Genomic DNA, 22,687 nt, shown 5'->3' on the forward strand with positions numbered 1-22,687 from the left:
GTGAGGGGGGCTAACGGCGCCCCCACGTAGCGAAGGGCGGATCGCGGCGCGGTCCGCCCTTCGTCTTTTCAGCGCCGTGCGGCGCGCCACGCGTCCCATGCCTCGGGCGTGTCCAGATCCGTCAGCGCGTGCCGGGCGGGCAGGTGCAGCGGGCGTGCGCCGTGTTCTCGGATGATCTCCCGGGCCCCGCTGTCGCCGGAAAGCCCAGCGAGGTCCGCTAGCAGGTGGCGCGGGAACAGCACGGGGTGGCCCGGCGTCCCGTCCTCGGCCGCGCCGCGCAGGATCGTGCGGCCGTCGAAGGCCTCGATGAGCGCGGCCATGTCCTCGGCGGTGATCTCGGGCATGTCGGCCAGCACCACCAGCAGCCCGCGTGGCGCGCCCGCGGCCCGTGCTCCGGCAGAGAGCGAGCGGGCCATGCCCTCGGCGGCGTCCGGCACCTCCACCACCGCGACCGGTAGCCCGGCGAGCGCGGCGCGGCGTCCGGGCGCGCGGGGCGGCAGCGTTGCGATCACGGGGGCGCCCGTGGCGACGGCGGCCTCGGCCTGACGGCGCAGAAGGGGGCGGCCGTCCACCTCCTCCAGCAGCTTGTCGCGCCCCCGCATGCGCGACGAGGCCCCGGCGGCCAGAAGCAGGATGGTGACGCCGGGGCCTGCGCTCATCTTTCGGGGATCAGCCCGCGCGGCGAGAAGCGCAGCACGATCAGCAAGATCAGCCCCATCGTCAGCAACCGCATGTGCGCCGCGCTGCCCACCAGGTGCGCCTTGAGCGCCGAGCCGTCGGCCAAACCGGCGGTGACGGTGTCCATCAGCCAGCGGCCCACCGGTTCGACCTGCACCCACAGGAACCAGATCAGGAAGCCGCCCAGGACGGCGCCGAAGTTGTTGCCGGATCCGCCGACGATGACCATGACCCAGACGAGGAAGGTGAAGCGCAGCGGCTGGTAGCTGCCGGGCGTGAGCTGGCCGTCGAGCGTGGTCATCATCGCACCCGCCAGCCCGCAGACGGCCGAGCCGATGATGAAGATCTGCAAGTGGCGCTTGGTGACGTTCTTGCCCATCGCCTCGGCCGCGGTTTCGTTGTCGCGGATGGCGCGCATCATGCGGCCCCAAGGCGAGCTCAGCGCCGCCTGAGCGAGCCACAGAAGCACCAGCAGCACGACGAGGAACAGGCCGGCGTAGGCCAGCTTGACCGTGATCGACGAGGCGATCACCGGGTCATAGCCCCAGGTCGTCATCCAGTTGATGAAGTTCTCGTTCTGCTGGAGGTCGATCTCGTACGGGACGGGCCGGGGCAGGCCGATCACGTTCTTCACGCCCCGGCTCAGCCAGTCCTCGTTCTTCAGAACGGCGATGATGATCTCGGCAATGCCCAGTGTCGCGATGGCCAGGTAGTCCGAGCGCAGCCCCAGCGCCGTCTTTCCGACGATCCACGCGGCCCCGGCGGCGAGAAGTCCGCCGATGGGCCACGAGATCAGGATCGGCAGGCCGAGACCGCCGAGATAGCCGGTGGACGCGGGGTTCACACGCTCGATCGCCTCGACCGCCGGATCGAACAGACCGCGATAGACGAAGAAGCCCACGACGAGGATGGCGAGCATGCCCAGCGTGCGCACCGCGCCCCTGGGCAGCCGCTTCCAGGCGAAAACGGCGGCCACGATTGTGGCCGCGCCCGCAACCAGCGCGAAGATCAGGCGCAGGCCGCCCGCCGCCCAGGCCTCGTTCACCGGGGGCATCGACACGATGACCGCGCCCAGCCCGCCGAGGGCAACGAAACCCATGACGCCGATATTGAAGAGCCCCGCATACCCCCACTGCATGTTCACGCCGAGCGCCATGACGGCCGAGATCAGGCCCATGTTGATGATGCCGAGCGCGACGTTCCAGCTTTGCATGAAGCCGGTCAGCAGGATCAGGCCGAAGACGACGGCGAACAGGCCGATGTTTTTGGCAGAGATGCTCATACCGCTTTCCCCCGGAAAAGGCCCGTGGGCCGGAACAGCAGGACGATGACCAGGATGGCGAAGGACACCGCGAACTTGTAGTCGGTCGAAAGAAGCTGCGCGAGGCTGTCGATCTCGAGGTTTTCGGGCAGGACGTAGTTCGCGACCTTCTTGAAGGCGTAGGTCACTGTCACCTCGGAATAGGCGATGACGAAGCCGCCGACGATGGCGCCGAGCGGTGAGCCGAGTCCGCCCACGATGGCGGCCGCGAAGACCGGCAGCAGAAGCTGGAAGTATGTGAACGGGTGGAACGACTTGTCGAGCCCGTAGAGCACGCCGGCCACGGTCGCGAGCGCCGCCACGATGATCCAGGTGATCTTCACCACGCGGTCCGGGTTGATGCCCGACAGCAGCGCCAGATCCTCGTTGTCCGAGAACGCCCGCATCGACTTGCCGGTGCGGGTGTGGTTGAGGAACCAGAACAGGATCGCCACCACGATCACCGCCGTCACGATCGTGATGCCCTGGCTGGTCTTGAACGCCAGCGGCTCGGACAGGCCGGTCATGTCGCGGAACTGGCGGGCGTTGATAATGAAGCGCGCGCCATCTCCGAAGCTCTGGTCGTCGGGGCCGATGATGAAGCGGACGAGCCCGTTATAGATGAACATTACGCCCATCGATACGATCACCAGGATCACGGGCGTGACCCGTTGCCTGCGGTAGAAGCGGTAGACCACCTTGTCGGTGGCCAGCAGCAGGGCCGCCGCCGCCACGATGCCGACGGGCAGGGCGAGCAGCGCAGTGGGCAGCGGCCCGAAGCTGATGCCCGCGCCCTGCAGCACCCAGGTGACGAGGATCGTCGCCATCGCGCCGAACGCCATCGTGTCGCCGTGGGCGAAGTTCGAGAAGCGCAGGATGCCGTAGATCAGCGTCACCCCGAGCGCGCCGAGCGCGAGCTGCGCGCCGTAGGCGGTGGCCGGGATGACCACGAAGTTCAGAAGCGCGACGAGCGCGTTCACAAGGTCCATCGGAAGTCCTCGGGTTGGGCGGCAGGGGCTTAAGCCCCCGCGTTCACGACGTCCAGCGCCGCAGGTATGGCTCGAAATGGCGGCAGCGGCCACGGCGAAGTTCGTCGTCCTCGCCCTCGGGGGTGACGGTTTTCAGCACCGCGCCCCCGTCGGCGCGCACCGCGACGGCGATGCGGTCGCCCTCGTCCCGCTTGCCACGGATCATGACCTTGAAGCTGCCGGCGGGGTCGGACGGCCCGGCGGCGGCGTCAAACTCGCCCACGTCGCTGGTGACGAGCTGCACCTGGAAGCGGCCCGCCCGGTCGAACAGGCTGGGATTGTGCCGCACCTCGACGCTGATCGGAAGGCTTCGCGCCTCGGCGTCGGGGAAAGTGCAGGCCAGCGGGGCCGCCTTCGGGCTGAGGGAATCGATGACGGCCGAGAAGAGAAGGGCGCTGAGGGACATGCTCTAACCTCCGAGGAATGTCCGGCGCACCTCGGGATCCGCCAGGAGGGCGCGGCCGGTGTTTGTATATGCATTGGCTCCCTGGACGAGGACGTATCCCTTGTCCGCGATCTCCAGGGCCTGGCGGGCGTTCTGCTCGACCATCAGAATCGAGATGCCGGTACGGGCGACCTCGATGATCCGGTCGAAAAGTTCATCCATGACGATGGGCGATACGCCCGCCGTCGGCTCGTCGAGCATCAGAACCTTGGGCTGAGTCATCAGCGCGCGTCCCACGGCGACCTGCTGGCGCTGGCCGCCCGAAAGCTCGCCCGCCGCCTGCCGCCGCTTGTCGCGCAGGATCGGGAACAGGTCATAGATCTGCTCCATCGTGCCGCGGATGTCGTCGCGGCGCAGGAAGGCGCCCATCTCGAGGTTCTCCTCGACCGTCATCGAGGTGAAGATGTTCGAGGTCTGCGGCACGAAGGCCATGCCCTTGGCCACTCGGTCCTGCGGGCTGAGCGTGGTGATGTCCTCGCCGTCCAGCCGCACCGCGCCCGAGCGCAGGTTGAGCATGCCGAAGACCGCCTTCATCGCCGTCGACTTGCCCGCGCCATTGGGGCCGACGATCACGGCGATCTCGCCCTTTTCTACGGCGACGGTGCAGTCATGCAGGATGTCGGCCGCGCCGTAGCCGCCGGTCATCCGGTCGCCGATCAGGAAGGGCGCGGTGCCCGCGGGCGTGACCGGATGTTGTTCTTGCGTTGCCTCGGGAACCAAACCTGCCCTCGCTCGTTCTTCTTGGTGTTGAGGCTAACTCCGCGCCGCAGCGTGGACCAATAGCCCATTTAGTTGTCGTGGAGTGATGTCACACAAGCGTTACCGTCCGGTCACGCTCGTGCCGACGTTTCAGGCGGTCGCGTCCGCGCCTGGTTTGTTCTTGAGCCCGGTGCCGAGATAGGCCTCGATCACCTGCTCGTTCTCCATGATGTGGTCGGCCGACCCCTGCGCCAGCACCTTACCCTCGGCCATGACGATCACCGGGTCGCAGAGACGCGCGATGAAGTCCATGTCATGCTCGATCAGGCAGAAGGTGTAGCCACGCTCCTTGTTCAGCCGCACGATGGCGTCGCCGATCGTGTTCAGAAGCGTCCGGTTCACGCCAGCGCCGACCTCGTCCAGGAACACCACCTTGGCGTCCACCATCATGGTGCGCCCGAGTTCGAGCAGCTTTTTCTGACCGCCCGACAGGTTGCCCGCCTTTTCATCCTTGAGGTGATCGATGGTGAGGAATTCCAGCACCTCGTCGGCCTTCTTCAGGAGCGCGCGCTCTTCCTCGGCGATGCGGCGGCGGTGGAACCAGGTGTTCCACAATGTCTCGCCGGTCTGGCCGGAGGGAACCATCATCAGATTCTCGCGCACGGTCATCGAGCTGAACTCGTGGGCGATCTGGAACGTGCGCAGCAGACCCTTGTGAAACAGCTCGTGCGGGGGCAGGCCGGTAATGTCCTCGCCATCCATCGTCACGGTGCCGCTGGTGGGCTTCAAGACGCCCGCTATCACGTTGAAAAGCGTGGACTTTCCAGCTCCGTTAGGCCCAATGAGACCTGTGATGGAACCATCCCTGATTTCCAGTGTTGCACCATCGACGGCGCGGAAACCGCCGAAATGCTTGTGGACGTCTCTGACGGCGATCATCCCCATCCCCCCGCAGGCAGACCGGCACCCGTATGCGTCCCCGTCGGGGCTCGTCACAGGCGGTTCCACCGTTTCTTGCGGACAGCCCGGTGCCATGGCACCGGGCTGTCTCGTTTCGACCTAGTGGCTCAGCGGAACTGAACCGTCTCGTAGTCGGACGCCTCGACCGTGTACTCGCGATACGTGCCGGCGGCTTCGCCCGGGCCCACGAGCTCGACGTTGGTTGCGCCGACGTAGTCGACGTCGCCGCCCTCGGCCAGAATCTCCAGCGCGCGGCCCAGCTGACCGGGAAGGATTTCTTCGCCCGGTGCGTTGGCCACGTCCATGACCGAGCCCTTCCACTCGTTCGCGTCCGTGGTGCCCGCGGCGGCCATGGCCAGCGCGATCAGCGCGGCGGCGTCATAGCTTTCGCGCGTGAAGGTGCTGTCGGGGTTGATGCCCGCTGCGCCGGCGACCTCGGCGAATGCCTCGGTGCCTTCGCCCTGCGTCCACGGCACGGCGCCGAACGAGCCTTCCATGTACTGGCCGAGATCGTTCATCAGCGTATCGGCGAACATGCCGTCGCCCATCATGAACGTGTCGAACGCGCCGGTGTCGATGGCCGATTGGATCACGCCCTTGCCGCCCTGGTCGGCATAGCCGAACACGGCCAGAACCTCGCCGCCGGCCGACGACAGCGCGCCGATCTCGGCCGAGTAGTCGGCCTTGCCGTCCTCGTGCGGGGCCGACAGCGTGATGGTGCCGCCCAACTCCTCGAACGACTGCGCGAAGCTGTCGGCCAGACCCTTGCCGTAGTCGTTGTTGGTGTAGGTGACAGCCACCTCGGACACGCCGCGGTCGTTGAGGATGTTGGCCAGAACCTCGCCCTGGCGCGCATCCGACGGAGCGGTGCGGAAGAACAGATCATTGTCTTCGGCCGCCGAAAGAGCGGGCGAGGTCGCGGAGGGGGAGATCATCACGACGCCGTTCGGCACGGCCACGTTCGCCAGCACGGCACCGGTCACGCCCGAGCAGTCGGCGCCGACGATCGCGGCCACGCCGTCGCCGGTGACCAGACGCTCGGCCGCGGCGGTGGCGGCGGAGGAGTCGATGCAAGTCGAGTCGGCGCGCACCGGCTCGAGCATGCGGCCACCCAGGATGCCGCCGGCCTCGTTTACCTCGTTCATCGCCAGCTCGGCGCTGTCGGCCATCGGCGGGGTCAGCGACTCGATCGGGCCGGTGAAGCCGAAGATGATGCCGACATTGATCGGGTCTTCCTGCGCGAAGGCGCCGGTGCCTGCGACCGCCGCGATCGCGCTGGCCAGAAGTGCTTTTTTCATTTCGTTCTCTCCCTGTACTGGAACGCGTTCCGGCGCGGAGCCTATGCCGCGGGTTCATGAAAGAAAAGACCGCACGCGCGGGCTGGCGTAAGGGAAGGGCGGGGCAGGGCGACGGTCGATGGGAACGCGGACGCGGGCAGGGCCATTGACCATCAGGACGTCGCGGACAGGCCCGGAGGCACGCATGAAGATCGAACGGCTGGACATCGACGGCTACGAGGAGGTGCTGCGCGTCGAGGACCCAGATCTGCGGCTCCTGGCCTTCATCGCCGTGCACTCCACCCGGCTTGGCCCGGCGGCGGGCGGCATGCGGATGCGGCCCTACGCCGACGAACGGGCGGCGCTGCACGACGTGCTGCGGCTGTCGCGCGGCATGACCTACAAGAACGCGGCCGCCGACCTGCCGCTGGGCGGAGGCAAGGCGGTCGTGGTGGGCGATCCGGCCCACGACAAGAGCCCCGCCATGCTCGCCGCCCTCGGCCGCGCAATCGCTACGCTCGACGGGCGGTACTGGACGGCCGAGGACATGGGAATGAGCCCCGAGGACATGGCCGTGATGGCGGCCGAGACGCCGTATGTCGCGGGCCTTGCCAGCGGACAGTTCGCCAGCGGCGACCCGTCGCCGATCACCGCGCGCGGCGTGTTCAACGCCATCGGAGTGACGGCGCGGCGGGCGCTGGCGCGCACGGATCTCTCCGGCCTCACGATCGCGGTGCAGGGACTGGGCCACGTGGGCGAACACCTGTGCCGGCAGCTCGCCGACGCGGGATGCGGCCTGATCGTCGCCGATACCGACGCCGGGCGAGCCGATCGCGTGGCGCGCGGCTGCGGCGGTCAGGTGGTCGCGCCGGACGAGATCGTTGCACAGGGCGCCGACGTCTTCGCCCCCTGCGCCGTCGGCGGCATCCTGAACGAGCGTAGCATCCCGACGCTGAAGGTCGGCGCGGTGGCGGGCGGTGCGAACAACCAGCTCGAAACGCTCGACGACGGCGACCGGCTGCATGCGCACGGCATCCTCTACGCGCCGGACTACATCGTGAACGGCGGCGGCATCATCAATGTCGCGACCGAGATCCTGCGCGTCGAGGACCGCGAGCCCTATGTCACCCGCCACCTCAAGTCGCTCGAGGCGACGCTCGAACGCGTCCTCGAGACGGCGAAACAAGAAGATGTGTCGCCTGCGCGTGTGGCCGACCGGACGGTCGAGGCGATCCTGGCAGAAAAGCGCCCGGCCTAGACCGGGTCACGCGCCGCCTTGGCCCCCCGTTCGCGGTAGGGCGTGGTGTCATAGTGCGCACGGTAGCATTTCGAGAAGTGCGAGGGCGATGCGAAACCGCAGGCCAAAGCCACGTTGATCACGCTCATGTCCGTCTGCATCAGCAGGTTGCGCGCCTTCTGAAGCCGCAGCTCCATGTAGTACCGCTTGGGTGAGCGGTTGAGGTAGCGGCGGAACAGCCGTTCGAGCTGCCGCGTGCTCAGGTCGACGTCACGGGCCAGCACCGCCGGGCTGATCGGCTCTTCGATGTTGGCCTCCATCATGTGGATGACCTGGCTGAGCTTGGGGTGGCGCACGCCGATGCGGGTGGGCACGGACAGCCGCTGCACGTCCTGGTCGGTACGGATCGAGGAATAGATCAGCTGGTCCGCCACGGCGTTCGCGACGTCCGCGCCATGGTCGTTGGCCACGATCCTGAGCATCAGGTCGATCGAGGACGTGCCGCCCGCGGTCGTGTAGCGGTTGCCGTCGATCACGAAGACGGAGCTTGTCAGCGTCACCTCGTCGAACTCCTCGGCGAAGCTGTCGCGGTTTTCCCAGTGGATTGTCGCGCGCTTGCCGTCCAGCAGCCCCGCCTTGGCCAGCGTGTAGCCGGCGGTGCACAGGCCGCCCACGGTGGCGCCGCGCCGGGCCTCGCGTCGCAGCCAGTTCAGCACGCGCTTGTTCGACGCCTGCGCGACCTCGATGCCGCCGCAGACGATGACGGTGTCCTCGCGCCCGACCTCGCCAAGGTCGCTGTCGAGCTTGTAGGACACGCCCGAGGACGAGGTCGCATCCTCGCCACCGTCGCCCATCAGTGTCCAGGTATAAAGCGTGCGCCCCGTCACGCGGTTGGCGATGCGCAGGCATTCCAGCGCACAGGCGAACGACAGCATCGTGAACTGGTCGAGCAGGACGAACACGAAGCGACGCGGCTTGCCCCCGGCCACCTCGACCTGCACTTGGTGACGACTCGTGTCCATCGGCGCCTTGTCCTTCGATATCCAGTCGACGGAAGCAGGTTTGCCGGGGGGGATCAAGGCCACCCGCGCAATTGAAGGTTTGCAAGGGAGGGACCCGTCTTTATACAGCGGGTTCAACTTTCGCATGGTCAGGAGAGAGACGATGGCCGAGTGGCAGAAATCCGGGTGGCGCAGCAAGCCGCGGGTCCAGATGCCTGAGTATACCGACGAGGCGGCGCTGGCCGCGGTCGAGGCCCGTCTTTCCAAGTATCCCCCGCTCGTTTTCGCCGGCGAGGCACGCACGCTGCGCTCGGAACTGGCCGATGTCGCGGCCGGCCGCGCCTTTCTGCTTCAGGGCGGCGACTGCGCGGAAAGCTTCGCCGAGTTCTCGGCCGACGGCATCCGTGACACGTTCAAGGTCATGCTCCAGATGGCGATGGTGCTGACCTATGGCGCCAAGGTGCCCACGGTGAAGGTCGGACGCATGGCGGGCCAGTTCGCCAAGCCCCGCTCGGCCCCGGTCGAGAAGAAGGGCGAGCAGGAGCTTCCCAGCTACCGCGGCGACATCATCAACGGCTTCGACTTCACACCCGAGGCGCGGATTCCCGATCCCAACCGGATGCTCGAGGCGTACACCCAGGCGGCGGCGACGCTGAACCTGCTGCGCGCCTTCTCGAAGGGCGGCTTCGCCGACATCCACCGCGTGCACGCCTGGACGCTGGGCTTCACCGACAGCGAAGAGGCCGAGAAGTACCGCGACCTCGCCAACCGCATCCAGGACTCGCTTGACTTCATGGCGGCCGCCGGGCTGACCGGCGAGACGAACCACGAGCTCAACACCGTGGACTTCTACACCAGCCACGAGGCGCTGCTGCTCGAATACGAAGAGGCGCTGACCCGCGTCGACTCGACCTCGGGCCAGACCATCGCGGGCTCCGGTCACCTGATCTGGATCGGCGACCGCACACGGCAGCCCGACGGCGCACATGTCGAATTCTGCCGGGGCGTCGCCAACCCGATCGGGCTGAAGTGCGGCCCGTCGCTGTCGACGGATGACCTGAAGGTGCTGCTTGAAAAGCTGAACCCGAACAACGATCCGGGCCGGCTGACCCTGATCGCCCGCTTCGGCGCGGGCAGCGTGGGCGAGCATCTTCCGCGGCTGGTCAAGGCCGTGCAGGAGGAAGGCGCCAACGTCGTGTGGTCCTGCGATCCGATGCACGGCAACACGATCAAGTCGGCGTCGGGCTACAAGACCAGGCCCTTCGACAGCGTCCTGCGCGAGGTGCAGGAATTCTTCGCCGTCCACAACGCCGAGGGCACCGTGCCCGGCGGCGTGCATTTCGAGATGACAGGCGCCGACGTGACCGAGTGCACAGGCGGCGTGCGGGCGGTTAGCGACGAGGACCTCTCCGATCGCTACCACACCGCCTGCGACCCGCGCCTGAACGCAAGCCAGGCGCTGGAACTGGCGTTCCTGGTGGCCGAGGAACTGCGCGGTCGCCAGGTCGCGGTGCGGCAGGCGGCGGCGGGCTGAGCCTCAGCCGTCCGACGACCAGACGAGCGAGAGGGCCGGGCGTTGCGCGTCCGGCCCTTTTGCCGTCCGCACCGGCGGCTGGCCATAGCCGATGAGCGTGCGGTGCGTGTGGCCGTCGATCGAGAAGCGCTGCGGCGCGCGCGCGGGGCCGCGCGCGTCGAGGCAGCCGATGGCGCGGCTCACGCGGCCGTGGTCGTCGCGCAGGGGCAGCAACAGCATCCGCGCCGTCACGCGCGCCCGCAAGAGCGGGCGGAGGGCGACCAATGAAAGCTCGACCCGGGCGGGTTCGGTGAACACGGCCTCCAGCGTCTCGGCCAGAAGCGGGCGGGCGTCCGCGTGGAACAGGCACGACAGCGGCATGCCGCGCATGTCCATGCCCATCAGGTCGGTCAGGTGCACACCGGCGACCCGCAGCCGCGCCACGCCCGGTGCCACCCGCTGCACCACGAACACGTGGTCAAGCGCCGGCTCCAGCCGCCGGGGGTTCACGTCGCGCCGGTCGGGGACCAGCCGCCCGCGGGCGATGTCCTGCCAATAGCGTTCGAGCACCTCGAAACACGGCGGCCCGCCGCCGCCGCGCCGCGCGGCCAGACTGATGACGTTTCCTGCTTCGGTATCCTCGCGCCGTGCACCCATCTTCAGACCCCTTGTCGCCGCCCGCGTTGTCGGCTCCGCCGCCGTCTGCTAACGCTGGGCAAGTCCGCTCCCGTGCCCGAAAGATTAACGAGCGGTTAAAGAAAAAGCGCGGCAAATCTTACGAAAGGGTTAACGATGCCCAAGTCCATGACCGGTTTCGCAACCCTCTCCGGCGAGCACGGCCCGTGGAGCTGGACGTGGGACATCCGGGGCGTGAACGGGCGCGGCCTGGACCTGCGCGTGCGCGTGCCCGACTGGATCGAGGGGCTCGAGCCCGCCGTCCGCGCCGCCGTTCCGCAGGCGGTAAAGCGCGGCAGCGTCACCGTGTCGCTGCGCCTGACCCGGGCCGAGGACGAGGCGGCGGCGGGGATTGACCCGGCCGGCCTGACGCGGGTGCTCGAACAACTGCGCCAGGTCGAGGCGACGGCGGCCGGGCAGGGGCTGGCGCTGCGGCCCACCAGCGCGGCCGAGATCGTGGCGATGCGCGGCGTGCAGTCGGCGGGACGGGACGAGAGCGAGACCCAGGCGCTGTCGGCGGCGCTGGTGGCGCAGCTTCCCGGCTTGCTGGGCGCCCTCGACGAGATGCGCGCGCGCGAAGGGGCGGCGCTGGTCAGGAACCTGAGCGCGCAGGTGGACGACATTGCGCGGCTGACCGGTGAAGCCCGCGCGCTGATCGACGCCCGGCGCGACCAGATGGCCGAGGCGCTGCGCCGCAACCTCGCGCGGGTGATGGAAAACGCGGACGGGGCCGACCCGGACCGCGTGGCGCAGGAGCTGGCTTTGATCGCCGTGAAGGCTGACGTGACCGAGGAGCTCGACAGGCTCGACGCGCATGTGACGGCGGCGCGCGCGCTGGTGGCGGCCGAGGGGCCGGTCGGGCGAAAGCTGGATTTCCTGTGCCAGGAGTTCAACCGCGAGGCCAACACGCTGTGCTCGAAGGCGCAGAACGCCGAGCTGACGGGCCTCGGGCTTGACCTCAAGACCGCCATCGATCAGATGCGCGAGCAAATCCAGAACGTGGAGTAAGAGCTTGGCGCGGCGCGGTCTTCTCATCATTCTTTCGTCGCCCTCGGGCGCGGGCAAGTCCACGCTGGCGCGGCGGCTGATGGAGTGGGATCCGACGATCCGCTTTTCGGTCTCGGCCACGACCCGCGAGCCGCGCGCCGGCGAGCGAGACGGGCTCGATTATCGCTTCATCGACGTGCCGTCCTTCAAGCACATGGTCGCCGAGGGCGAGATGCTGGAACACGCCCACGTCTTCGGCAACTTCTACGGCTCGCCCAAGGCCCCGGTGCAGGAGGCGATCGAGGCCGGGTCGGACGTGCTGTTCGACATCGACTGGCAGGGCGCGCAGCAAATCACCAATTCGTCGCTGGCTCCGCACGTGCTGTCGATCTTCGTGCTGCCGCCGTCGATCGGCGAACTGCGCCGCCGCCTGATCGCGCGCGCCTCGGATGACGACGCCACAATCGCGCGGCGCATGACCAAAAGCTGGGACGAGATCAGCCACTGGGACAGCTACGATTACGTGCTGGTCAACGACGATCTGGATCAGACGGCGGCGAAGCTGTTCAACATCGTCACCGCCGAACGCCTGCGCCGGCCACAGCAGCCGCAGTTGGTGGACCACGTGCGCAAGCTTCAGATGGAATTCGAGGAGACGGCATGACCCTCTATGCTCTCGGCGACCTGTCGCCCACGCTGCCCGAAGACGGCTCGGCCTGGGTGGCGCCCGATGCCAACGTGATCGGCCGGGTGATCCTGGGGTCGCGCGCCTCGGTCTGGTTCGGTGCGACGCTGCGCGGCGACAACGAGCCGATCGAGGTCGGCGGGGGGGCGAACCTGCAGGAAAACGTCGTTTGCCACACCGATCCGGGCTTCCCGCTGACCATCGGAAAGAATGTCACCGTCGGGCACAAGGCCATGCTGCACGGCTGCACCATCGGAGAGCAGTCGCTGATCGGTATGGGCGCGATCGTGCTGAACGGCGCCAGGATCGGGCGGAATTGCCTGATCGGCGCCGGGGCGCTGGTGACCGAGGGAAAGGAAATTCCCGACGGATCGCTCGTGGTCGGCGCGCCGGGCAAGGTGGTGCGTGCGCTCGACGAGCAGGCGATCCAGGGGCTTCTGGCCTCGGCGCTGAAGTACCAAGAGAACGCCCGCCGCTTCGCCGAGCACCTCACCGCCCTCGATTGACGCAAATTTCTTCAGAAGGAATTAGCCAAAACTCTTCTGAAGAGTTTTCGCGCCTTCGCCCGATCCGGAGAGACAGATGACCGACCGCCCCGAAACGCTCGTCCGCCGCACGCCGTGGCCCGAAAGCTCCAGCCGCGCCGTGGTGACGCCGCTTCAGCCCTCGGTCGTCTATGCCTCGGAAAGCCCCGACGCGCTCGACGCGCAGTACGAGGGCCGCGCACCCGGCTACACCTATGCCCGCGAGGGACACCCGAACGCCGACGTTCTGGCGCGCAAGATCGACGCGATGGAGGTGGCCGCGCGCGGGCTCGTCGTCGGCTCGGGGATGGCTGCGGTGACGGCGGCGATGTTCGCCTGCCTGAAGGCGGGCGACCATGTGCTGGGCGGGGATCAGCTTTACGGCCGCTCTCTCAGGATGCTGAGCCAGGAACTCCCGCGCATGGGCATCGCGACCTCGCTGGCCGATCCCACCGACGTCGCTGCCGTCGAGGCGGCACTGCGGCCGGAAACGCGCATGATCCTGATCGAGGTCGTGTCGAACCCGACGCTGCGGGTGGCCGACCTGGACGGCATCGCGCGGCTTGCGAACGAGCGCGGCATCCTGCTGGCGGTCGACAACACCTTCACCACGCCGCGCGCCCTGCGGCCGTTCGAGCACGGGGCGGACATCGTAATCCACTCGGTCACCAAGCTGCTCGCCGGGCATTCGGACGCGACGCTGGGCTGGGTGGCGGCCCGCGATCCGCAGTTGCAAGAGGCGATCACCGGGACCGCCGTGACGCTGGGCCTCACGCCCAGCCCGTTCGACTGCTGGCTTGCCGAGCGGGGGCTGTATTCCTTCGAGCTGCGCTATGACCGGGCCGAGGAGAACGCGGCGGCGCTGGCCGACCATCTGGCGGCTCTGCCGGGCGTGGCGCGCGTGCTGTATCCGACGCGACCGGATCACCCGGACGCCGACCGCGCCCGCGCACTACTGGGCGAGCGCGGCGGGAACATGGTGACGTTCGAGGTGGCGGGCGGCCGCGACGCCGCCAACGCGCTGGTGCGGGCCGCGCCGCAGATCGCCTTCGCCCCGACCCTAGGTGACATCGGCACGACGCTGAGCCACCCGGCCACGTCTTCCCACCGGGCGCTGACGCCCGAGGGCCGCGCGGCGCTCGGCATTTCCGAGGGCACGTTCCGCGTTTCGGTGGGGGTGGAGCCGGTGGAGCTGCTTTCCCGCGAACTCGGTGCGGCCATCGCGGCGGCGTCAGGCTAACCGCAGGGGGGCCGCCGGCATCTCGACGATGTCGAAGTCGAGGCCGGGGGCGCGGGCGCGCACCTCCTCGACGATATGGCTCGCGTCGCGCAGGCCCTGCGCGAAGGCGCGGTAGCGGCCGACGAAGCCCGTTCTGGCCAGCGCGAGGGCGAGGTCGAGACAATCGAAGTCCCGTTCGATGATCGGCGACAGGATCAGCGAGGGAGGGTTCGTGCCCTCAAGGAGCTTGAGCGCCTCGTCATAGCCGGCATACTGGATCGATGGGTCCTGCCGGTCGGGCGGGGACGCGTTCGGCGGGCACCCGACACAAAGAATACGCTGCTGGATGCTCCCCTCCCCCCGGCGTCTTGCAGCCGCCGATTCCATGCCGCGAGTCGTTGCTTTCGGTGCCCACCGCCTGCCTTCTGCCGCGGACGCTTGCACAGGTAATACGCGAACAACCGCCGATGTAAACCCGCGGAAGCAGAACTGCGGATTGAGGCTTGCAAACTTCAGGCGAATCACTCGTTTGCATGCGGAATGGATGCCGATGATCTCTCCCCGTATCTCGAGGCGCTGCCGCTGCCGGTGTTGCTGGTCACTTTCGGCGGGCGGGTGGGCGCGATGAACGCCCGTGCCGCGACGCTGTTAGGCGCCGGGAAGGGGCGGCACTACATCACGGTGCTGCGCCAGCCTGCCGTGCTCGACGCGATCGAACGAACGCTCGACACAGGAGAGGTGGCGCAGGCGCGGTTCCTCGCCAACGAAGCCAAGCGCGGGACGACGTGGCAGGCCACCGCCGCACCGGTGCCGGCGGGGGTCATGGTCAGTTTCGAGGACGTGTCGGCCATGCAAGAGGCCGGGCAGATGCGACGCGATTTTGTCGCGAACGTCAGCCACGAACTGCGCACGCCGCTGACCGCGCTTCTGGGGTTCATCGAGACGCTGCGTGGCGCGGCGCGCGACGACGCGGCGGCGCGGGACCGTTTCCTCGGGATCATGGAGCACGAGGCGACGCGGATGAACCGCCTGGTGCGCGATCTACTTTCGCTCAGCCGGGTCGAAGCCGAGGAGCGGGTGCGTCCGGCCACCGGCGTGGACCTCGGGCCGCTGCTGCAATCGGTGCTCCACGCGCTCGAGCCGCTGGCCGAGGAGGCGGGCGTGCGATTCGAGCGAGAGGGCGTGCGCGAGGGGCTGGTGGTGCCCGGTGATGCCGACCAGCTCAGGCAGGTCTTCACGAACCTGATCGAGAACGCGCTCAAGTACGGCGGCTCGGGCGGGGTCGTCGGGGTCGAGATGACCGAGGACGTGCGCGATCCCTCGCTGCGGCGCCCGGCGGTACGGGTCGCCGTATGGGATCGAGGCGACGGGATGGACCCGTTGCACATCCCGCGTGTGACCGAGCGGTTCTATCGGGTGGACAGCCATCGGTCCCGCGAAATGGGCGGCACGGGGCTCGGGCTGGCAATCGTGAAGCACATCGTCAATCGCCATCGAGGACGGCTGCGGGTGGAAAGCGCGTTAGGGCAGGGCAGCCGCTTCAACGTGATCCTGCCGCGCACCTGAGAACGGTTTACGCATAGGAACCTTTCGCTGTCATAAAAGCGTTACCTGCCTGTCACAAAAGATCAGCGTCGGGCTCCTACGACGCGCCCCGAGGCCGCCGGACGCGGCCCTGACCAGAACCAGGAGTTAAGAATGTCCTTCGGAAAACTGTCCGCCTCGACTCTGGCGATCGCCGCCGTCTCCGCGACCGCCGCCGTCGCCCAGAGCCGCGAGAACGTCCAGATCGCCGGCTCCTCGACGGTGCTGCCTTACGCCAACATCGTGGCGGAGGCTTTCGGCGAGAACTTCGACTATCCGACGCCGGTGGTCGAATCGGGCGGCTCCTCGGCCGGTCTGCGCCGCTTCTGCGAGGGCATCGGCGAGAACACGATCGACATCGCCAACGCCAGCCGCGCCATCCGCCCGTCCGAGCAGGAAGCCTGCGCCGAGGCCGGCGTGACCGACATCATCGAGGTCCGCATCGGCTATGACGGCATCGTGTTCGCCAGCGACATCAACGGCCCCGACTTCGCCTTCACCCCGGCCCAGTGGTACAACGCCCTGGCCGAGCAGGTCATCCGCGACGGCGAACTGGTCGACAACCCGGTCGCCAACTGGAGCGAGGTCGACGCTTCGCTCCCCGACCAGGAGATCCTGGCGCTGATCCCCGGCACTAACCACGGCACCCGCGAAGTGTTCGAGGAAAACGTGATCCTCGCCGGCTGCGAGGAGTCGGGCGCCTATGAGCAGCTCGTCGAGCTGAACGGCGGTGACGAGGACATGGCCGAGGCGCAGTGCATGACCGTCCGGACCGACGAGGCCGTTGTCGAAATCCAGGGCGACTACACCGAGACGCTCAACCGCCTGCAGGCCGACCCGAATGCCATCGGCGTCTTCGGCCTGGCCTTCTACGAGCAGAACACCAACGCGCTGAAGGTCGCCACCATGTCGGGCGTGACGCCGTCGACCGAGACCATCGCCTCGGGCGAGTACCCGGTGTCGCGTCCGCTGTACTTCTACATCAAGGGCGCGCACATCCCGGTCATCCCCGGCCTGAAGGACTTCGCCCGCTTCTTCGTGAGCGACCCGATCGCCGGCCCGAACGGTCCGCTGGCGCAGTATGGGCTCGTCTCGGACCCGGAACTGGCGCAGGTCCAGCAGACGGTCGAGAAAGAAGACTCGATGGAAATGCCCAACTGATCGACCCTCGAGGCTCGACACTTCGGGGGCGGCGTGAGACGTCGCCCCCGATCTGCATCTGACGGGAGCGTCATCCCATGCCACTCCTCTGGCTCGTTCTCACGGTCCTCGCCCTTGCGGCGGCGGGCTTCTTCGTCGCCCGGCAGCGGGCGCTGGCCTCGGCGGGCGGCGAGGCGCGCAAGCTGCACTCGCTGCCGTCGTACTACGGCTTCAATGCGGTCATCCTGACGATCGCGCCCGCGATGGCGCTGATCGCCATTTGGGCCATGGCCGAGCCCACGCTGATCGAATGGCGCGTCTCGGGCGCGATCCCCGAGAGCGTGGCCGCCGATCCGGGCGCGCGGAGCCTGATCATGGCCGACGTGCGCCGCATCGCCGAAGGGCTGAATACCGCGGTGGAGCAGGGCGCGCTGACGGCCGAACAGGCGCGCGACATCGGCGGCAACATCGCCGAGGTGCGCGCGCAGCTGGCCGAGCTGGGCATCCTCTTGGGTTCGGACGTCCAGCCCGAGGTGCTGGAGGCGGCGCAGAGCTACCGCGCACTCGGCACGACCGGAAACACCGCGCTGACGGTCCTGGCGCTTTTGCTGGCCATCGGCGGCTTCGCCATCGCCGTGATGAAAAGCGACAGCGACTTCCGCGCCCGCAACAGCGTCGAGCGAGGCGTGCTGACGATCCTCGTCGCCGCCGCGTCGATCGCGATCCTCACCACGGTCGGCATCGTCCTGTCGATGGTGTTCGAAACGTGGTCGTTCTTCGGCATGTATTCCTGGACCGAGTTCTTCTTCGGTCTGGAATGGGCGCCGCAGTTCCACGGCGGGTCCGAGCTGGGACTGCTGCCGCTGCTTTGGGGCACGCTTTATATCTCGTTCATCGCGCTGCTCTTCTCGGTGCCGGTGGGGCTTTTCGCGGCCATCTACCTGGCCGAATACGCCGGCCGGAAGACCCGCGCCATCGCCAAGCCGATGATCGAGATCCTCGCCGGCATCCCGACCATCGTCTACGGCCTGTTCGCGCTGATCACCGTGGGCCCGCTTCTGCGCGATTACTTCGCCGAGCCGCTGGGCTTCGGCACCTCGGCATCCTCGGTCATGACCGCTGGCCTCGTGATGGGGATCATGCTGATCCCATTCGTGTCGTCGCTGAGCGACGACATCATCGGCGCAGTGCCGCAATCGCTGCGTGACGGCTCGCTCGGCGTGGGGGCCACGAAGTCCGAGACCATCAAGAAGGTCGTGCTGCCCGCCGCGCTGCCGGGCATCGTGGGCGCCGTGCTGCTGGCGGCGAGCCGCGCCATCGGCGAGACGATGATCGTGGTGCTCGGGGCAGGGGCCTCGGCCCAGCTCGACCTCAACCCGTTCGAGGCGATGACCACCGTGACCGTCAAGATCGTGGGCCAGCTGACCGGCGACACCGACTTCTCGAGCGCCGAGACGCTGGTCGCCTTCGCCCTGGGCTTCACGCTCTTCGTCATCACGCTTGGGCTCAACGTCCTCGCGCTCTACATCGTTCGCCGCTATCGGGAGCAGTACGAATGACCGATGCACAGGCCGACGGCCGTCCCGAGGGGCGTCCCGCCAATTCGATCCTGACGCCCACGCGCCGCATGAAGCGGCGCAAGGCGGCCGAGAAGCGCTTCAAGCTCTACGGCATGATCGCCGTGACCGTGGGCATCCTGGCGCTGGTTTTCCTTCTGACCTCGATCCTCGGGCGTGGTCTGTCGGCGTTCGAGCAGACGATGGTGGAGATACCCGTCGAGCTGCCGGCCGAGACGCTGGATCCGGAGGGCAACCGCGACCCGGCCGAGATGCAGCGCGTGACGACCTTCAGCTACGCGCCGTTGGTCGCCGACGCGCTGGCCGACGTGATCGCCGCCGAGGCAATCGAGATCGAGGGGCTGGAGCCTTCCGACCTCGGCGGATTCATCTCGCAGGAGGCGGCGGCGCAACTGAGGAACTTCGTGCTTGCCAACCCCGAGGCCGTGGGCACCACGCTCGAGGCCGAGCTGCTCGCCGGCGGACGGATCGACGGCTACATGAAGGGCCGCGTGACGATGGAGACGGCGGCGCTCGATTCCAACGTCTCGGTCGAGCAACTCAGGCTCGCCGATGCGCTGGAAGAGGCCGGCTATCTTAAGACGAGCTTCAACTGGGACTTCATCACTGCACCCGACGCCTCGGACCAGCGGCCCGAGGCCGCGGGGCTGGGCGTGGCTATCTTGGGCTCGTTCTACATGATGATCGTGGTGCTCGTGCTGGCGCTGCCCATCGGCGTGGCGGCCTCGATCTATCTCGAGGAATTTGCGCCGAAAAACCGGCTGACCGACATCATCGAGGTCAACATCTCGAACCTCGCGGCGGTGCCGTCGATCGTGTTCGGCATCCTGGGCCTCGCCATCTTCATCAACTTCATGGGACTGCCGCAATCGGCACCCATCGTGGGCGGGCTGGTACTGACGCTGATGACTCTGCCGACCATCATCATCGCGACCCGCGCCGCACTGAAAGCCGTGCCGCCGTCGATCCGCGACGCGGCACTCGGCGTGGGGGCGTCGAAGATGCAGTCGGTGTTTCACCACGTCCTGCCGCTGGCGATGCCGGGAATCCTGACCGGCACGATCATCGGCCTCGCACAGGCCCTGGGCGAAACCGCACCGCTTCTGCTGATCGGCATGGTCGCCTTCGTGCGGGAATACCCGGACGCGCCGCCCGAGGGTTTCTTCGACCCGGCCTCGGCCTTGCCGGTGCAGGTCTATAACTGGACGCAGCGCGCCGACCCGGCCTTCGTCGAGCGCGCATCGGGGGCGATCATCGTTCTCTTGGTCTTCCTCGTCCTGATGAATACCGTTGCCGTCATCCTTCGGCGGCGCCTGGAACGTCGCTGGTAGGAGGACGTGGCCATGAAAGACGAGCGCCTGACAGAAAGAAGCGTGGACATGAAAGACATCAAGATCGCGGCCCGCGGCGTGCAGGTGTATTACGGCGATACCCACGCCATCAAGGACGTGGACGTCGAGATTCAGGACAAGACGGTGACCGCCTTCATCGGCCCGTCAGGCTGCGGCAAGTCGACCTTCCTGCGCTGCCTGAACCGGATGAACGACACCATCGACTCGGCGCGGGTCGAGGGTGACATCCGGCTCGACGGCGAAGACATCTATGACCCGCGCGTGGACCCGGTGCAGCTGCGCGCCCGCGTGGGCATGGTGTTCCAGAAGCCGAACCCGTTCCCCAAGTCGATCTATGACAACGTGGCCTACGGGCCCAAGATCCACGGCATGGCAAGGAACAAGGCGGACCTCGACGACATCGTCGAGCGGGCGCTGCGGCGCGCCGCGCTTTGGGACGAGGCGAAGGATCGCCTGCAGGCGCCGGGCACGGGGCTGTCGGGCGGACAGCAGCAGCGCCTGTGCATCGCCCGCGCCGTGGCCACCGAACCCGAGGTTCTGCTGATGGACGAGCCGTGCTCGGCGCTCGACCCGATCGCCACGGACCAGGTCGAGAACCTGATCCACGAGCTGCGGCAGAACTATTCGGTCGTGATCGTCACGCACTCGATGCAGCAGGCGGCGCGGGTCAGCCAGAAGACGGCGTTCTTCCACCTGGGCCACCTGGTCGAGTACGGCGAGACCGGCCAGATCTTCACCAATCCCCGGGACACCCGGACGGAAAGCTATATCACGGGGCGGATCGGATGAGCGAGATGCAGGACAGACACATCACCGAGGCCTTCGACCGCGACCTCGAGGCGATTCAGGCGCTTATCATGAAGATGGGCGGGATGGTCGAGGCCGCGATCCTGGACAGCGCCAAGGCGCTGGAGGAACGGGACGAGGAGCTGGCGCGCCAGGTGCGCGAAAATGACAAGCAGATCGACCGGCTGGAAGAACAGGTGAACGAAGAATGCGCCCGCGTCATCGCGCTGCGCGGACCCGTCGCGCGCGACCTGCGCACGATCCTGACGGTCATGAAGATCAGCGCCAACCTAGAGCGCTGCGGCGACTACGCCAAGAACCTGGCAAAGCGTACCACGGTGCTGGTGCAGATGCAGCCCGTCGACGGCTCGGCCAAATCGATCCGCCGCATGGCGCGCGAGGTCGAGCTGATGATGAAGGACGCGCTCGACGCCTACATTCAGCGCGACGCGGAACTGGCAGAGGACGTGCGCCAGCGCGACGCCGAGGTCGACCAGATGTACAACGCGCTGTTCCGTGAGTTCCTCACGCACATGATGGAGGATCCGCGCAACATAACGTCGTGCATGCATCTGCACTTCATCGCGAAGAACATCGAACGGATGGGCGACCACGTGACCGCCATTGCCGAACAGGTGATCTACCTCGTGACCGGCGTGCTGCCTGAGGACAACCGGCCCAAGGGCGACCGCACGTCCTTTGCCGCACCCGGAGAGACCTGACATGGCCGGAGGACAGCCACGGGTTCTGGTCGTCGAGGACGAGCCGGCGCAGCGCGAGGTGCTGGCTTACAACCTCGAGGCCGAAGGCTTCAGCGTATCCAGGGCCGAAACTGGCGACGACGCGCTGCTTCTCGTCGAAGAGGATGCGCCGGACGTCATCGTGCTGGACTGGATGCTGCCCGGAGTGTCGGGGATCGAGGTCTGCCGGCGGCTCAAGGTGCGCAGCGAAACACGCAACGTGCCGATCATCATGCTGAGCGCGCGGTCCGAGGAAGTCGACCGCGTGCGCGGGCTCGAGACCGGCGCCGACGACTACGTGGTCAAGCCGTATTCGGTGGTCGAGCTGATGGCGCGGGTTCGCACGCAACTGCGCCGAACGCGACCTGCGACGGTCGGCGAGCAGTTGGTGTACGAGGACATCGTGCTCGACGCCGAGACGCATCGCGTGACGCGCGACGGCAAGGCCTTGAAGCTCGGACCGACAGAGTTCCGGCTGCTGACGACGTTCATGGAGAAACCGGGCCGCGTCTGGAGCCGCGAGCAGTTGCTGGACCGGGTCTGGGGCCGCGACATCTACGTAGATACGAGGACGGTGGATGTTCACATCGGGCGGCTGCGCAAGGCACTCGGTCAACATGGTGGAAACGATCCCGTGCGAACGGTGCGCGGCGCGGGCTACGCTTTGGGATGAATCGTGTTGCAACCAAGTTGAAATGTCACCGCCGGTGCAAAGCAGGAATGTCACCTTGGGCGCGACGGCAGCGTAGCCTGGCAGGGCGGAGACCTCAGTTATCGCAGCCCTGGCTGGCTACGCGGGCTTCACGCTCGGCGCGTTTACGGGCGTAGTAGGCGTCGAGTTTTGACGGTCGTCCGGGGGACCGGCGCCCGGTCTTCTTATAGCCGTTGCGGGCGCTTTCCGGCTTGACCTCGGGCGGAGCCGCCGCCTGGTCCTGCTGCTCCTTGATATGCGCCAGGACCGCGCTCAGGTGCTTGTTTTCGGTGATCGCGGCGTGGGTGACATGCTGTTGATGCGGGTCGAACATCTCGAAGGGCAGGGCGAGGCCCTTGTGGCGCACCTGGATCCGGCCATCCGCGAATTCGTAGGTGTCGACGTATTTGCCGACCAGCTCGCGCGTCAGATCGTTCACCTCCAGCCGGATGCGCTTGTGGTCGTAGGTCAGCATCAGGTCCTTGCTGACATAGCGCTTGTCGCGAAGGCAGAAGATCTCCTGCAACCGGTCGGGCGCGACGTTCAGGGGGCGGTGCAGGTTGTCCGGCTTGGCCGGAGGCTTGGCGAA

At 67.5% G+C, this 22,687-nt stretch carries 23 protein-coding genes and 1 pseudogene; 13 read left to right on the top strand and 11 right to left on the bottom strand.

Going from position 1 to position 22,687, the window contains the following annotated elements; genetic code table 11:
* Positions 1 to 68: 68 nt before the first annotated feature.
* From BM162_RS07610 to BM162_RS07640, 7 genes are all read right to left on the bottom strand, one after another.
* Positions 69 to 659: a nucleotidyltransferase family protein gene (locus BM162_RS07610; protein ID WP_093419963.1), complete on the bottom strand. Its 591-nt coding sequence runs from the start codon at positions 657 to 659 to the stop codon at positions 69 to 71.
* Positions 656 to 1,960 carry a branched-chain amino acid ABC transporter permease gene (locus BM162_RS07615; RefSeq protein ID WP_093419967.1) on the bottom strand — a complete coding sequence of 435 codons (1,305 nt, stop codon included), beginning with the start codon at positions 1,958 to 1,960 and terminating at the stop codon, positions 656 to 658. The genes BM162_RS07610 and BM162_RS07615 overlap by 4 nt, the downstream gene beginning before the upstream one ends.
* Positions 1,957 to 2,967, bottom strand: a complete 1,011-nt coding sequence (locus tag BM162_RS07620; protein ID WP_093419969.1) for a branched-chain amino acid ABC transporter permease — start codon at positions 2,965 to 2,967, stop codon at positions 1,957 to 1,959. The genes BM162_RS07615 and BM162_RS07620 overlap by 4 nt, the downstream gene beginning before the upstream one ends.
* Before the next feature lie 43 nt (positions 2,968 to 3,010).
* Positions 3,011 to 3,412, bottom strand: a complete 402-nt coding sequence (locus tag BM162_RS07625; protein ID WP_093419972.1) for a hypothetical protein — start codon at positions 3,410 to 3,412, stop codon at positions 3,011 to 3,013.
* 3 nt (positions 3,413 to 3,415) lie between these two features.
* A complete protein-coding gene (locus BM162_RS07630) occupies positions 3,416 to 4,096 on the bottom strand; it encodes an ABC transporter ATP-binding protein (protein ID WP_093420067.1) in 681 nt (226 codons plus the stop codon).
* A 204-nt stretch (positions 4,097 to 4,300) separates the two neighbouring features.
* Positions 4,301 to 5,089, bottom strand: a complete 789-nt coding sequence (locus tag BM162_RS07635; protein ID WP_093419974.1) for an ABC transporter ATP-binding protein — start codon at positions 5,087 to 5,089, stop codon at positions 4,301 to 4,303.
* 128 nt (positions 5,090 to 5,217) lie between these two features.
* Complete coding sequence (locus BM162_RS07640; protein WP_093419976.1) at positions 5,218 to 6,408, bottom strand: ABC transporter substrate-binding protein; 1,191 nt, start codon at positions 6,406 to 6,408, stop codon at positions 5,218 to 5,220.
* 184 nt (positions 6,409 to 6,592) lie between these two features.
* Between BM162_RS07640 and BM162_RS07645 the strand changes: the two genes are divergently transcribed.
* Positions 6,593 to 7,645: a Glu/Leu/Phe/Val family dehydrogenase gene (locus tag BM162_RS07645; protein WP_093419979.1), complete on the top strand. Its 1,053-nt coding sequence runs from the start codon at positions 6,593 to 6,595 to the stop codon at positions 7,643 to 7,645.
* Here the strand turns inward: BM162_RS07645 and BM162_RS07650 are convergent.
* Positions 7,642 to 8,646 (bottom strand): GlxA family transcriptional regulator, encoded by a 1,005-nt coding sequence (locus BM162_RS07650; RefSeq protein WP_093419981.1) that lies wholly within the window; start codon positions 8,644 to 8,646, stop codon positions 7,642 to 7,644. The two genes, BM162_RS07645 and BM162_RS07650, sit on opposite strands and share 4 nt — an antisense overlap.
* A 142-nt stretch (positions 8,647 to 8,788) precedes the next feature.
* Here BM162_RS07650 and BM162_RS07655 point away from each other — a divergent pair, with 142 nt between their 5' ends.
* Complete coding sequence (locus tag BM162_RS07655; protein WP_093419985.1) at positions 8,789 to 10,159, top strand: class II 3-deoxy-7-phosphoheptulonate synthase; 1,371 nt, start codon at positions 8,789 to 8,791, stop codon at positions 10,157 to 10,159.
* 3 nt (positions 10,160 to 10,162) lie between these two features.
* Here BM162_RS07655 and BM162_RS07660 read toward each other — a convergent pair whose 3' ends face one another.
* Positions 10,163 to 10,795 carry a PAS domain-containing protein gene (locus BM162_RS07660; RefSeq protein ID WP_093419988.1) on the bottom strand — a complete coding sequence of 211 codons (633 nt, stop codon included), beginning with the start codon at positions 10,793 to 10,795 and terminating at the stop codon, positions 10,163 to 10,165.
* Positions 10,796 to 10,942: 147 nt separating this feature from the next.
* Between BM162_RS07660 and BM162_RS07665 the strand changes: the two genes are divergently transcribed.
* From BM162_RS07665 to BM162_RS07680, 4 genes are all read left to right on the top strand, one after another.
* Positions 10,943 to 11,821, top strand: a complete 879-nt coding sequence (locus tag BM162_RS07665; protein ID WP_245759198.1) for a YicC/YloC family endoribonuclease — start codon at positions 10,943 to 10,945, stop codon at positions 11,819 to 11,821.
* 4 nt (positions 11,822 to 11,825) lie between these two features.
* The gene (gmk, locus tag BM162_RS07670) at positions 11,826 to 12,464 is read left to right on the top strand and encodes a guanylate kinase (RefSeq protein ID WP_093419993.1); all 639 of its coding nucleotides are present in this window, start codon (positions 11,826 to 11,828) and stop codon (positions 12,462 to 12,464) included.
* The gene (locus BM162_RS07675; RefSeq protein WP_093419995.1) at positions 12,461 to 12,991 is read left to right on the top strand and encodes a gamma carbonic anhydrase family protein; all 531 of its coding nucleotides are present in this window, start codon (positions 12,461 to 12,463) and stop codon (positions 12,989 to 12,991) included. The genes gmk and BM162_RS07675 overlap by 4 nt, the downstream gene beginning before the upstream one ends.
* A 76-nt stretch (positions 12,992 to 13,067) precedes the next feature.
* Positions 13,068 to 14,249, top strand: a complete 1,182-nt coding sequence (locus BM162_RS07680) for a trans-sulfuration enzyme family protein (RefSeq protein ID WP_093419998.1) — start codon at positions 13,068 to 13,070, stop codon at positions 14,247 to 14,249.
* Here BM162_RS07680 and BM162_RS07685 read toward each other — a convergent pair.
* Positions 14,241 to 14,615, bottom strand: a complete 375-nt coding sequence (locus BM162_RS07685) for a hypothetical protein (RefSeq protein ID WP_093420000.1) — start codon at positions 14,613 to 14,615, stop codon at positions 14,241 to 14,243. The two genes, BM162_RS07680 and BM162_RS07685, sit on opposite strands and share 9 nt — an antisense overlap.
* 153 nt (positions 14,616 to 14,768) lie before the next feature.
* Here BM162_RS07685 and BM162_RS07690 point away from each other — a divergent pair, with 153 nt between their 5' ends.
* The 7 genes from BM162_RS07690 (at position 14,769) to phoB (ending at position 22,080) form a co-directional block, all read left to right on the top strand.
* Complete coding sequence (locus BM162_RS07690) at positions 14,769 to 15,794, top strand: sensor histidine kinase (protein ID WP_093420003.1); 1,026 nt, start codon at positions 14,769 to 14,771, stop codon at positions 15,792 to 15,794.
* Between the two features lie 132 nt (positions 15,795 to 15,926).
* Positions 15,927 to 16,973, top strand: a complete 1,047-nt coding sequence (locus BM162_RS07695) for a PstS family phosphate ABC transporter substrate-binding protein (protein ID WP_093420006.1) — start codon at positions 15,927 to 15,929, stop codon at positions 16,971 to 16,973.
* A 77-nt stretch (positions 16,974 to 17,050) separates the two neighbouring features.
* Positions 17,051 to 18,511 (top strand): phosphate ABC transporter permease subunit PstC, encoded by a 1,461-nt coding sequence (gene pstC, locus BM162_RS07700; RefSeq protein WP_093420008.1) that lies wholly within the window; start codon positions 17,051 to 17,053, stop codon positions 18,509 to 18,511.
* Positions 18,508 to 19,860, top strand: a complete 1,353-nt coding sequence (gene pstA, locus BM162_RS07705) for a phosphate ABC transporter permease PstA (RefSeq protein ID WP_093420011.1) — start codon at positions 18,508 to 18,510, stop codon at positions 19,858 to 19,860. The genes pstC and pstA overlap by 4 nt, the downstream gene beginning before the upstream one ends.
* A 12-nt stretch (positions 19,861 to 19,872) precedes the next feature.
* Positions 19,873 to 20,670, top strand: a complete 798-nt coding sequence (gene pstB, locus BM162_RS07710) for a phosphate ABC transporter ATP-binding protein PstB (protein WP_093420013.1) — start codon at positions 19,873 to 19,875, stop codon at positions 20,668 to 20,670.
* A gap of 5 nt (positions 20,671 to 20,675) precedes the next feature.
* On the top strand, positions 20,676 to 21,389 hold the full coding sequence (gene phoU / locus BM162_RS07715) for a phosphate signaling complex protein PhoU (RefSeq protein ID WP_093420070.1): 714 nt from the start codon (positions 20,676 to 20,678) through the stop codon (positions 21,387 to 21,389).
* Position 21,390: 1 nt separating this feature from the next.
* Positions 21,391 to 22,080, top strand: coding sequence for a phosphate regulon transcriptional regulator PhoB (gene phoB, locus BM162_RS07720; RefSeq protein WP_093420016.1), 690 nt, complete (start codon positions 21,391 to 21,393; stop codon positions 22,078 to 22,080).
* Positions 22,081 to 22,174: 94 nt separating this feature from the next.
* Here the strand turns inward: phoB and BM162_RS07725 are convergent.
* Positions 22,175 to 22,687: pseudogene (locus tag BM162_RS07725) on the bottom strand (ISNCY family transposase); the annotation flags it as partial.

It is taken from the genome of Tranquillimonas alkanivorans, from assembly GCF_900115595.1.
In the GTDB taxonomy this organism is placed as follows: domain Bacteria; phylum Pseudomonadota; class Alphaproteobacteria; order Rhodobacterales; family Rhodobacteraceae; genus Tranquillimonas; species Tranquillimonas alkanivorans.

Bases quoted from the DNA above. Each gene is read 5' to 3' on its own strand.
- BM162_RS07695 (WP_093420006.1), top strand. From the start codon at position 15,927: ATGTCCTTCGGAAAACTGTCCGCCTCGACTCTGGCGATCGCCGCCGTC.
- BM162_RS07675 (WP_093419995.1), top strand. From the start codon at position 12,461: ATGACCCTCTATGCTCTCGGCGACCTGTCGCCCACGCTGCCCGAAGAC.
- phoU (WP_093420070.1), top strand. From the start codon at position 20,676: ATGCAGGACAGACACATCACCGAGGCCTTCGACCGCGACCTCGAGGCG.
- pstA (WP_093420011.1), top strand. From the start codon at position 18,508: ATGACCGATGCACAGGCCGACGGCCGTCCCGAGGGGCGTCCCGCCAAT.
- pstC (WP_093420008.1), top strand. From the start codon at position 17,051: ATGCCACTCCTCTGGCTCGTTCTCACGGTCCTCGCCCTTGCGGCGGCG.
- BM162_RS07630 (WP_093420067.1), bottom strand. From the start codon at position 4,096: ATGACCGGCGGCTACGGCGCGGCCGACATCCTGCATGACTGCACCGTC.
- pstB (WP_093420013.1), top strand. From the start codon at position 19,873: ATGAAAGACGAGCGCCTGACAGAAAGAAGCGTGGACATGAAAGACATC.
- BM162_RS07635 (WP_093419974.1), bottom strand. From the start codon at position 5,089: ATGATCGCCGTCAGAGACGTCCACAAGCATTTCGGCGGTTTCCGCGCC.
- BM162_RS07625 (WP_093419972.1), bottom strand. From the start codon at position 3,412: ATGTCCCTCAGCGCCCTTCTCTTCTCGGCCGTCATCGATTCCCTCAGC.
- BM162_RS07685 (WP_093420000.1), bottom strand. From the start codon at position 14,615: ATGGAATCGGCGGCTGCAAGACGCCGGGGGGAGGGGAGCATCCAGCAG.
- BM162_RS07610 (WP_093419963.1), bottom strand. From the start codon at position 659: ATGAGCGCAGGCCCCGGCGTCACCATCCTGCTTCTGGCCGCCGGGGCC.
- BM162_RS07620 (WP_093419969.1), bottom strand. From the start codon at position 2,967: ATGGACCTTGTGAACGCGCTCGTCGCGCTTCTGAACTTCGTGGTCATC.
- BM162_RS07650 (WP_093419981.1), bottom strand. From the start codon at position 8,646: ATGGACACGAGTCGTCACCAAGTGCAGGTCGAGGTGGCCGGGGGCAAG.
- phoB (WP_093420016.1), top strand. From the start codon at position 21,391: ATGGCCGGAGGACAGCCACGGGTTCTGGTCGTCGAGGACGAGCCGGCG.
- BM162_RS07690 (WP_093420003.1), top strand. From the start codon at position 14,769: ATGGATGCCGATGATCTCTCCCCGTATCTCGAGGCGCTGCCGCTGCCG.
- BM162_RS07665 (WP_245759198.1), top strand. From the start codon at position 10,943: ATGACCGGTTTCGCAACCCTCTCCGGCGAGCACGGCCCGTGGAGCTGG.
- BM162_RS07640 (WP_093419976.1), bottom strand. From the start codon at position 6,408: ATGAAAAAAGCACTTCTGGCCAGCGCGATCGCGGCGGTCGCAGGCACC.
- BM162_RS07680 (WP_093419998.1), top strand. From the start codon at position 13,068: ATGACCGACCGCCCCGAAACGCTCGTCCGCCGCACGCCGTGGCCCGAA.
- BM162_RS07615 (WP_093419967.1), bottom strand. From the start codon at position 1,960: ATGAGCATCTCTGCCAAAAACATCGGCCTGTTCGCCGTCGTCTTCGGC.
- BM162_RS07645 (WP_093419979.1), top strand. From the start codon at position 6,593: ATGAAGATCGAACGGCTGGACATCGACGGCTACGAGGAGGTGCTGCGC.
- BM162_RS07655 (WP_093419985.1), top strand. From the start codon at position 8,789: ATGGCCGAGTGGCAGAAATCCGGGTGGCGCAGCAAGCCGCGGGTCCAG.
- BM162_RS07660 (WP_093419988.1), bottom strand. From the start codon at position 10,795: ATGGGTGCACGGCGCGAGGATACCGAAGCAGGAAACGTCATCAGTCTG.